Annotated in this window: 5 protein-coding genes; 2 read left to right on the plus strand and 3 right to left on the minus strand. The window is 56.5% G+C overall.

The features are described from left to right. The 3 genes from Q1K23_RS08300 to gap form a co-directional block, all read right to left on the minus strand. Positions 1-695: triose-phosphate isomerase (locus Q1K23_RS08300; protein WP_300363744.1), on the minus strand; the 695-nt coding region annotated here is incomplete at its 3' end. Then, a complete protein-coding gene (locus tag Q1K23_RS08305) occupies positions 688-1896 on the minus strand; it encodes a phosphoglycerate kinase (RefSeq protein ID WP_300363746.1) in 1209 nt (402 codons plus the stop codon). The genes Q1K23_RS08300 and Q1K23_RS08305, both read right to left, overlap by 8 nt. 66 nt (positions 1897-1962) lie before the next feature. After that, positions 1963-2958 carry a type I glyceraldehyde-3-phosphate dehydrogenase gene (gene gap, locus Q1K23_RS08310; protein WP_300363748.1) on the minus strand — a complete coding sequence of 332 codons (996 nt, stop codon included), beginning with the start codon at positions 2956-2958 and terminating at the stop codon, positions 1963-1965. 66 nt (positions 2959-3024) lie between these two features. On the opposite strand from gap, the gene nadD reads away from it, so the two are divergent. Beyond that, entirely contained in the window at positions 3025-3603 is a 579-nt protein-coding gene (nadD, locus tag Q1K23_RS08315; RefSeq protein WP_300363750.1) for a nicotinate (nicotinamide) nucleotide adenylyltransferase, read from the plus strand. Between the two features lie 8 nt (positions 3604-3611). Further along, on the plus strand, positions 3612-3938 hold the full coding sequence (gene rsfS / locus Q1K23_RS08320) for a ribosome silencing factor (RefSeq protein WP_300363752.1): 327 nt from the start codon (positions 3612-3614) through the stop codon (positions 3936-3938). Positions 3939-3990: the final 52 nt, after the last annotated feature.

The following is a 3990-nucleotide window of genomic DNA, read 5'->3' on the forward strand; positions in this document are numbered from 1 at the left end:
AGCATGGAAACCATGCTTTCCACCTCCCAGCTCGCCGTGCCGATCAGGGCGCCGTCGCAGCCGGGTACCGCCAGGATTTCGGCGATGTTGGCCGGTTTGACGCTGCCGCCGTAAAGAAGCGGGCGGTCGCTCAGGTTTTTGATCATGGCGTGGGTCGCTTCGATCAGGTCGGGGGTGGCGGTCTTTCCGGTACCGATGGCCCATACCGGCTCGTAGGCGAGGATCAGTTTTTCGTAGGAGGTGTCGATGCCCTCCAGCTGATCGACGATGTAGCGGCGGACCGCTTCGTCTCCGGCTTCCCGTACCTCGAGAGGTTCGCCGATGCAGTAGACGATCGTGAAATTCCGCTCTTTGAACCAGGCGTATTTTTTGGCGATGAACTCCTGGGTCTCACCCAGTACGTGACGCCGCTCGCTGTGGCCGACGAGCAGGGTTTCGATACCGAACTCTCCCAGCTGTTCCAGGCCGATCTCGCCGGTGAAGGAGCCTTTGACGGTCGGGTAGGCGTTCTGGGCGCCGATACGGATGTCGCTTTTCGTCTCGAAGCCGTCCAGTGCCGTGGCGGGCGGGAAGATGTAGACCTCCTCACCGTATCCCATCTCATGAAGCGCCCTGTCGAGGGCTTCGACATATTCGCGGGTCGAAGCGCGGGTGTGGTTGGTCTTGAAGTTGGCGGCGAGGATCTTTTTACTCATCCTCGTCTCCCGCCACTTCCAGGGCCGCGATACCCGGCAGGTTCTTGCCCTCCAGAAGCTCCAGGCTCGCACCGCCGCCCGTGGAGATGAAGGTCATCTCGTCGTCGACGCCGACACGCTGGATCAGGTCGGCCGTGTCACCCCCGCCGATGATCTTCGTGGCGTAGGATTCGGCGACGTAGTTGGCCAGTTTGAAGCTTCCGCGGGAGAACTTGTCCATCTCGTAGACGCCCATCGGACCGTTCCAGAGGATCGTCTGCACATCGCTGAGCGCTTCACGGAAGAGGCGTGTCGAGGCCAGGCCGATATCGAGTCCGATCCACTCTTTCGGGATCTCCTGGAAAGTGACGTACTTGACGGGCGAATCCTCCTTGAACTCGGGCGCGACGACGAAATCGACCGGCAGATAGAACTTCACCCCGAGCCGCTTCGCCTCGTCCATGATGTGGGCCGCATCCTCCAGAAGGTCGTCTTCGACCAGCGATTTGCCCACTTCGTATCCGCGGGCTTTCCAGAAGGTGAAGGCCATCGCACCGCCGATGACGAGCTTGTCGACTTTCGGAAGGAGGTTGACGAGCGCTTCGAGTTTGCCTGACACCTTGCTTCCTCCGACGATCGCCATGAAGGGACGGGTCGGTTTTTTCAGAAGTTTGTGGAAATATTTGACCTCTTTTTGCAGAAGGAAGCCCGCACCCTTGTGTTCGTTGTCGTAGAAGTGGGTGATCGCCTCGACGGAGGCGTGGGCACGGTGGCTGACACCGAAAGCGTCGTTGACGTAGAACTCCGCCATCGAAGCGAACTTCTTGGCCAGTTCCATGTCGTTTTTCGTCTCGCCCGGCTCGAAACGGACATTTTCGAGAAGCAGGATTTCGCCGTTTTGAAGCGCCTTGGCCTTGCTGGTGGCATCGGGACCCACCACATCCTTCGCCAGGGTGACGTCATGGTGCAAAAGCGCATGGAGACGTTTGGCGACGGGTTTGAGGGAGTACTTTTCGTTCACCTCCCCTTTGGGGCGTCCCATGTGGCTGGCGAGGATGATGGCGCACTCGTGGTCGAGGCAGTAGCGGATCGTCTGAAGCGCCGCGCGGATGCGGCGGTCGTCGGTGATATTGCCGAACTCGTCCAGGGGTACGTTGAAATCGCATCGGATAAAGACTTTTTTACCTGCAAGGTCGAGATCTTTGATTGACAAAAGCTTCATCGTTGTCCTTTGTTTTGATTTGTTTTTATACTATCGATTGTGCCATATTTTTGTTTAGGAACAGCTCTACTGGGTGATGTGCAGGGCCATGTCGACGAGGCGGTTGGCGTATCCCCACTCGTTGTCGTACCATGCCATGATCTTGAGCATCCGCCCTCCGATCACCTGGGTCAGATCGGTCGAGACGATGGAGCTGCGCGTATCGCCGCAAAAATCCTGACTCACGCCGTACTTTTCGTCGACCCCCAGGATTCCGGCCAGCTCTCCTTTCGATTTCTCCAAAAACAGGAGATTCACCTCCTCGACACTCGTCTCTTTCCCCAGCACCAGATTCAGATCCATCAAAGAAACGTCGGGAGTCGGCACCCTCACACTCTGACCGTGGAGCTTCCCTTTGAGACCGGGCAGAACCTTGTAGATCGCTTCGGCGGCATGGGTCGTCGTGGGCACCAGGTTCACGGCGGCGGCCCGGCAGCGGCGCAGATCCTTCGACGTGGGCGCGTCCATCAGGTTCTGACCGCCGGTATAGGCGTGGATCGTCGTCATCAGCCCCATCTCTATCCCGTAGATTTCGTCGATCGCTTTGGCGATGGGTCCCAGGCAGTTGGTGGTGCAGCTGGCGTTGGAGATGATCGGCTCGCCCCTGTAGCTATCGGCGTTGACACCGAAGACGTAGGTCGGCGTATCGTCCTCCGCGGGTGCGGAGATGATAACCCTTTTGGCACCGTGGCGGATGTGGGTCTGTACGATATCGCTTCTTAGAAAACGGCCGCTGCACTCCAGCACCACATCGGCCCCCGCGTCGGCGAAACGCAGGTCGGCCGGATCGGACTTTTGAAACATTTTCACCCGCTGTCCCGCGATATTCAGTATATCGCCGTCGAGTTCGGCCTCTTCGTCCAGCGGGCCGTGCACGCTGTCGAAGTTCGTCAGATACGCCAGCGTTTTCGGATCGGCCAAATCGTTGACCGCCACCAGTTCGACATCGTCCCGTTTGGATATGATACGGGCCACGCTTCGCCCGATGCGTCCGTATCCGTTGATCGCAATCTTCAGTGCCACACTCTTTCCTCGCTGCCTCATAAAATAACGTCGATTTTATCAAACCAACTGTATAATCATCATTAAATGGAAAAGAGAGCATCGAAAATCGCGATTTTCGGAGGAAGTTTCGACCCTCCGCATCTGGGGCATCTGGAGATCATCAAAAAAGCTCTGGAGCGGCTCGACATCGATAAGATCATCGTCGTACCCGCCTATATCAGCCCTTTCAAAAAGGGACACGCCGCGCCTGCGAAACTGCGTCTGGAGTGGTTGAAAAGGATGACGGCCTTCGACCCCCGGATCGAAGTGAGCGATATCGAGATCAACAAGGAAGGCCCCTCCTACACGATCGACACCGTCGACCATTACGCCCGATTTTTTGATACAATCTACTTCATTATCGGTGCCGACAACCTGAAGGATCTTCACAAATGGCACCGTTTCGACGAGCTGGACCGAAAGGTCAGATGGGTGGTCGCCACCCGGGAAAACGAGCCCATACCCGAAGGTTTCATCCGTCTGGATGTCGATATGCCGATCAGTTCGACGGAGCTGAGAGAGCATATCGATCCGAAGTGGATCCCCGAAACGATCCGGGAGGATGTGGTGAGGTATTACAAAAACGGAAACGAAAAAAATCAAAATATCAAGGAGAATGATTGAATCAGGCAATGCAGAAGCGAATCGACCGTATCGTCGATCTTCTCGACAGCAAAAAAGCGGAAGATATCCAGGTCTTCGACCTTCACGACAAAGAGTATCTGACACAGGCCGTCGTTCTGGCGACGACGCTGGGTGACAAACACACGCTGGCTCTGCTGGACTATCTCAAAGAGGATCTCAAACCCGCCGGAGAGACCTTCGCCGCCATCGAAGAGGGGGAGCAGTGGACCGTCGTGGATCTCGGGGACATCATGATCCATCTGATGACACCCGAATATCGGGCGAAATACAATCTGGAAGAGTTTCTGGATTCCCTGGGGAAAAGAGAGTCGTAACGACGCTTTTCAAAGAGCCCCGGTTTGACCGGAACAGTTTGCAAGCTAACTT

The organism is Hydrogenimonas sp., assembly GCF_029933015.1.
Taxonomy (GTDB): domain Bacteria; phylum Campylobacterota; class Campylobacteria; order Campylobacterales; family Hydrogenimonadaceae; genus Hydrogenimonas.